This window comes from Lentzea indica, from assembly GCF_012184385.1.
Taxonomy (GTDB): Bacteria; Actinomycetota; Actinomycetes; order Mycobacteriales; family Pseudonocardiaceae; genus Lentzea; species Lentzea indica.
On the sequence record NZ_VSRL01000449.1, the window covers coordinates 1 to 3,665 of the forward strand.

Below are 3,665 nucleotides of genomic sequence, written 5' to 3' on the forward strand. Positions count from 1 at the left end.
CAGGCGGGCGAGCGCCTCCGGTTCCGCGGCCGCCCGCCCGGCGCCGATGCGTTCGGTCACCAGCGCGACGGCTTCCGCGTGGCGGAGCATGCCCAGTTCCAGCGGCCGCGCCCCGGCGAGATCGCTCATCCGGTCCCTGCTGGTGATCAGGACCTGGCACCGGTCACCGCCGGGCAGCAGCGGTCGCACCTGCTCGGCGTCGCGCGCGTTGTCCAGCAGCACCAGCAACTTCTTGCTCGCGACCAGTTCGCGGTAGAGCTCGGCCTGCGTGGTCTCGTCCTTTGGGATCTGGCCGGGATGCACGCCGAGTGCGGCGAGGAACCGCCGGATCACCTCCTGCGGCTTGGCCGGTTCGACGGCGGGGTCGAACCCGCGCAGGTTCACGTACAGCTGACCCGCGGGAAACCTGTGTGCCGCCTGGTGTGCCCAGCGCATCGCCAGCGCTGTCTTGCCAACACCCGCAGCGCCGCTGACCGCGGAGATCACCAGCGGTCCGTCGGCGTGGTCGAGAAGGCCGAGCTCGTGGTCGCGGCCGACGAACTGCGCCGGTGGTGCGGGGATCTGGTGCGGGATCGTCAGTTTTCCTTGCACCGCACGACGTTCCTCGACGAGTGCGGACACCTCGCTGCGCACCCACGCCGAGTCGATGTCGGCGAGTGCGGGGCCGCGCCACAGTTCCAGAGCTTCGGCGTTGCGGCCCTGCTTCGCCAGCTCACGGAACGTCAGCAGGTCCAGGTTCTCCGGCTCGGCGACGTATCCGGTGCCGACCGTGCGCACGCAGTTCGCCTCGCCCAGCGCGGCCCTGAGCCTGTTCATGAGGGTGCGCAGGGCGCGGAGGCCGCCGCCGTCGTGCCACACGCGTGCGACCAGTTCGTCGACGGGCACAACCTCGTTGGGGCGCAACAGCAATGCGGCGAGCAGTGCCCGGCAGAGTCCGCCGGGCAAGGTCACTTCACGTCCGTCCACCTCGACCGCGAGCGGGCCGAGCACACGAAATCGCACGTCCCCCATGCGGGGGAGTATCGCCTACTGCTCGGTGCGCTGGCGAGGCAGCACCATGTCTTCGGCGTGCTGGAAGGTCTCGACGGCGTTGCCCGTGACGTGCCGTGCGATTCCGCGGTTGCGCTTGTGCGCCTCGCGGAAGGAGTCGGAGGCGACCCAGGCGCGGAAGTGCTCCTCGGACTCGAACTCGTTGACTGACACGTACGGCTGGTCGTCGCGCGTCGGCTTGAGCAGCGTGCTGCGCAGCAGGCCGGGCACGCCGGGCAGGAACGTCCGCATGTTGCTGCGGAAGTGGGCCTCGAACTCCTCTGCCCGCTCGGCAGGGACGAACAGTCGGTTCGTCGCGATGAACATGTGGGGCCCTCCCTGATTCCGACGCTCTGTCGGAAACTATTCCAACTCCCCGTCGGGAAAGCAAGCGCGATAGGATTCCGCTGTGCCGAGGATCAGCGCCGACACCGTTGCGGAGCACCGCGCCAACCGGTTGCGCGCCCTGCTGGACGCCGGGCGGGACATCGTGGCGACCGAGGGAGCGGAGGCGCTGACGCTCGCGTCGCTCGCGAGACGCGTCGGGCTGTCCCGGCCGAGCCTCTACGAGTACTTCCGGTCGCGCGAGGAACTGGTCGGCGCGATCGTGTCGGACGCGCTGCCGGAGTGGGCCGACAAGCTGGAGGACGCGGTCAACAGCGCGTCCTCCGTGCCGGAGAAGATCGAGGCGTACCTGCGCACCGAGCTCGCGATCATCACCGACGGCAGCCACGGGGCGGTGGTCGCCCTGTCCGCGCACACGTTGCCGGACTCGTCGCGCGAGCAGATCAGGGCCGAGCACGAACGGCTGCTGGCGCCGTTGGTCGGTGTGTTCAAGACGGCAGGGGTGCAGCGCGCGCAGATGCGGGCGATGCTCGTGCACGCGATGGTCGAGGCGACGTCACGGATGATCACGCCGGGCCGCAACGAGCACAACGAGGCGGTCATCCAGACGCTCCTCGACCAGGTGGTGCACGGGCTGGACCAGCCCATCAGCTGAACGGCAGGACCTCGCCGTGGCGGATCAGCTCGCCGTGGTGCTCGGGTTTGACGGGGTCCAGCGCGAGGTCCAGCAACGCCGTCGCGGCCTGGGCGGGGGTGGGAGCGGTGCTGACGTCCCACCACAGCGCGGACGTCGGCGTGTTGATCATTCCTGGGCACACGGCGGCGATCAGGATGCCGCGTTCCAGGTCGGTTCGCCGGCGTTGTTCGCGAGCACGCGGACGGCGGCGACCTGGCCGATCTTGGACGGGATGTTGACGAACGCGGGCCACGCGCTGACGAGGCCTTCTTTCGTGGTGTCGCGCCAGTCCGCGACCTGCCGGTCGATCTCGTCCAAAGAGGACGGTTCGGTGAAGCGCTTGTGCAGCACCGGTGCCAGGTGGTGGAGGGTGCCGAGCGAGCTGGCGACGACGAGCAGTCTGCCGTTGTCGTTGAGCAGTGGTGCGAAGGCGCGCAGGAGTCTCGTGGTGCCGAAGTTGTTGACCTGGGTGTAGGTGTCGATGAACTCGCGCGGGTTGTCGTCGGGGCCGACGCGCATGACGGCGTTGCCGAACACGATGTCGACGCCGCCGTGCCGTTCCTCGATCTGCCGGGCGAGCCGGTCCGCCGAGCCGGGATCCGCCACGTCGAACAGCTCGCCGCGGACCTCGGCGCCACCGCCGGGCATGGACCCGACGGCGGTGGTGATCCGGTCGATGTCGCGGCCGGTGAGGTAGACGGTGTCGGTGGGGCCGAGGCGCTGTGCGAGCCCTTCGACCAGTGCGAGGCCGAGGCCCTGGGTGGCGCCGGTGACCAGTGCGATCGTCATGCCTCGACGCTAGGCTTGGCTGAGGCATGCGAGTAGCGAAAGAATCTCATCCGGGGTATGCGTAGTCGTCATGGCCTTCACCGACGCTTCGCTGATCGCCCTGCGGGTGTTCCGGGAGGTGGCCGAGCGCGGCACTTTGACCGCGGCGGCTGCTGCTCTCGGCTACACGCAGTCCGCGGTGTCCAGGCAGATCGCCGCGCTGGAACGAGCGGCAGGTGCCGTGCTGCTGGAACGGCGCCACGACGGCGTGCGGCTCACCGCGGCCGGGCGGCTCGTGTTGCGCCGCGCCGCGATCGTCGTCGATCAGGTCGATCTGGGTGCGCGTGAGCTCGCGGGCCTGCCGGAGGAGGACGAGAGCACTCTTCGGCTCGGTTGGTTCGCCACGGCCGGAGCCTGGCTGGTGCCTCACGCGCTGGCGTCGTTGGGACGTACCCACCCGTCCATCACCGTCGTCACGCGGGAGGGCAGCACACCGGCGTTGGTGCGCGCGTTGCGTGCGGCACGTTGGACGTCGCATTGATCGCGTCCTCGCCGCCGTTCCGTGCTCCCGACGACGAGATTCCGGCGCTGGAGGCCGAGATTCTCGCCGAACGCAGTCTGCGGGTTGCCGTTCCGTCGGCACATCCGTTGGCGCGCAACGACTTCATCGACATCGCCGATCTGCGCGGCCAGCGCTGGATCGCCGGAAGCGGTGACCAGCTGGCGATGGGGGCGTGGCCGGGACTGGACGAACGGCCTGTCGTCGCGCACACCGCCCGTGACTGGCTGGCGAAGCTGCGGCTGGTCGCGGCGGGGCTGGGCATCACGACGGTTCCCGCAGGGCTCG

Annotated in this window: 7 protein-coding genes; 3 read left to right on the forward strand and 4 right to left on the reverse strand. The window is 69.8% G+C overall.

The window, feature by feature from the left end:
- Together FXN61_RS48115 and FXN61_RS48120 are read right to left on the reverse strand one after the other, a co-directional pair.
- On the reverse strand, positions 1–1,011 hold a 1,011-nt coding region (locus FXN61_RS48115; protein ID WP_188136280.1), incomplete at its 3' end, for an AfsR/SARP family transcriptional regulator.
- A gap of 15 nt (positions 1,012–1,026) precedes the next feature.
- Positions 1,027–1,356, reverse strand: a complete 330-nt coding sequence (locus FXN61_RS48120; protein ID WP_167980441.1) for an antibiotic biosynthesis monooxygenase family protein — start codon at positions 1,354–1,356, stop codon at positions 1,027–1,029.
- An 82-nt stretch (positions 1,357–1,438) separates the two neighbouring features.
- Here FXN61_RS48120 and FXN61_RS48125 point away from each other — a divergent pair, with 82 nt between their 5' ends.
- On the forward strand, positions 1,439–2,029 hold the full coding sequence (locus FXN61_RS48125; protein WP_167980442.1) for a TetR/AcrR family transcriptional regulator: 591 nt from the start codon (positions 1,439–1,441) through the stop codon (positions 2,027–2,029).
- On the opposite strand, the gene FXN61_RS53960 is transcribed toward FXN61_RS48125, so the two are convergent.
- Positions 2,022–2,180, reverse strand: coding sequence for a hypothetical protein (locus tag FXN61_RS53960; RefSeq protein ID WP_246293253.1), 159 nt, complete (start codon positions 2,178–2,180; stop codon positions 2,022–2,024). The two genes, FXN61_RS48125 and FXN61_RS53960, sit on opposite strands and share 8 nt — an antisense overlap.
- Positions 2,181–2,200: 20 nt before the next feature.
- Complete coding sequence (locus FXN61_RS48130) at positions 2,201–2,839, reverse strand: SDR family NAD(P)-dependent oxidoreductase (RefSeq protein ID WP_246293255.1); 639 nt, start codon at positions 2,837–2,839, stop codon at positions 2,201–2,203.
- Positions 2,840–2,909: 70 nt separating this feature from the next.
- Between FXN61_RS48130 and FXN61_RS56090 the strand changes: the two genes are divergently transcribed.
- Both FXN61_RS56090 and FXN61_RS56095 read left to right on the forward strand, forming a co-directional pair.
- Positions 2,910–3,359, forward strand: coding sequence for a LysR family transcriptional regulator (locus FXN61_RS56090; RefSeq protein ID WP_312878567.1), 450 nt, complete (start codon positions 2,910–2,912; stop codon positions 3,357–3,359).
- The coding region (locus tag FXN61_RS56095) for a LysR substrate-binding domain-containing protein (RefSeq protein WP_312878568.1) at positions 3,344–3,665 on the forward strand (322 nt) is incomplete at its 3' end. The genes FXN61_RS56090 and FXN61_RS56095, both read left to right, overlap by 16 nt.

Excerpts from the sequence above, each read along its gene's own strand:
- FXN61_RS56090 (WP_312878567.1), top strand. The coding sequence starts at position 2,910 with ATGGCCTTCACCGACGCTTCGCTGATCGCCCTGCGGGTGTTCCGGGAG.
- FXN61_RS48120 (WP_167980441.1), bottom strand. The coding sequence starts at position 1,356 with ATGTTCATCGCGACGAACCGACTGTTCGTCCCTGCCGAGCGGGCAGAG.
- FXN61_RS48130 (WP_246293255.1), bottom strand. The coding sequence starts at position 2,839 with ATGACGATCGCACTGGTCACCGGCGCCACCCAGGGCCTCGGCCTCGCA.
- FXN61_RS53960 (WP_246293253.1), bottom strand. The coding sequence starts at position 2,180 with ATGATCAACACGCCGACGTCCGCGCTGTGGTGGGACGTCAGCACCGCT.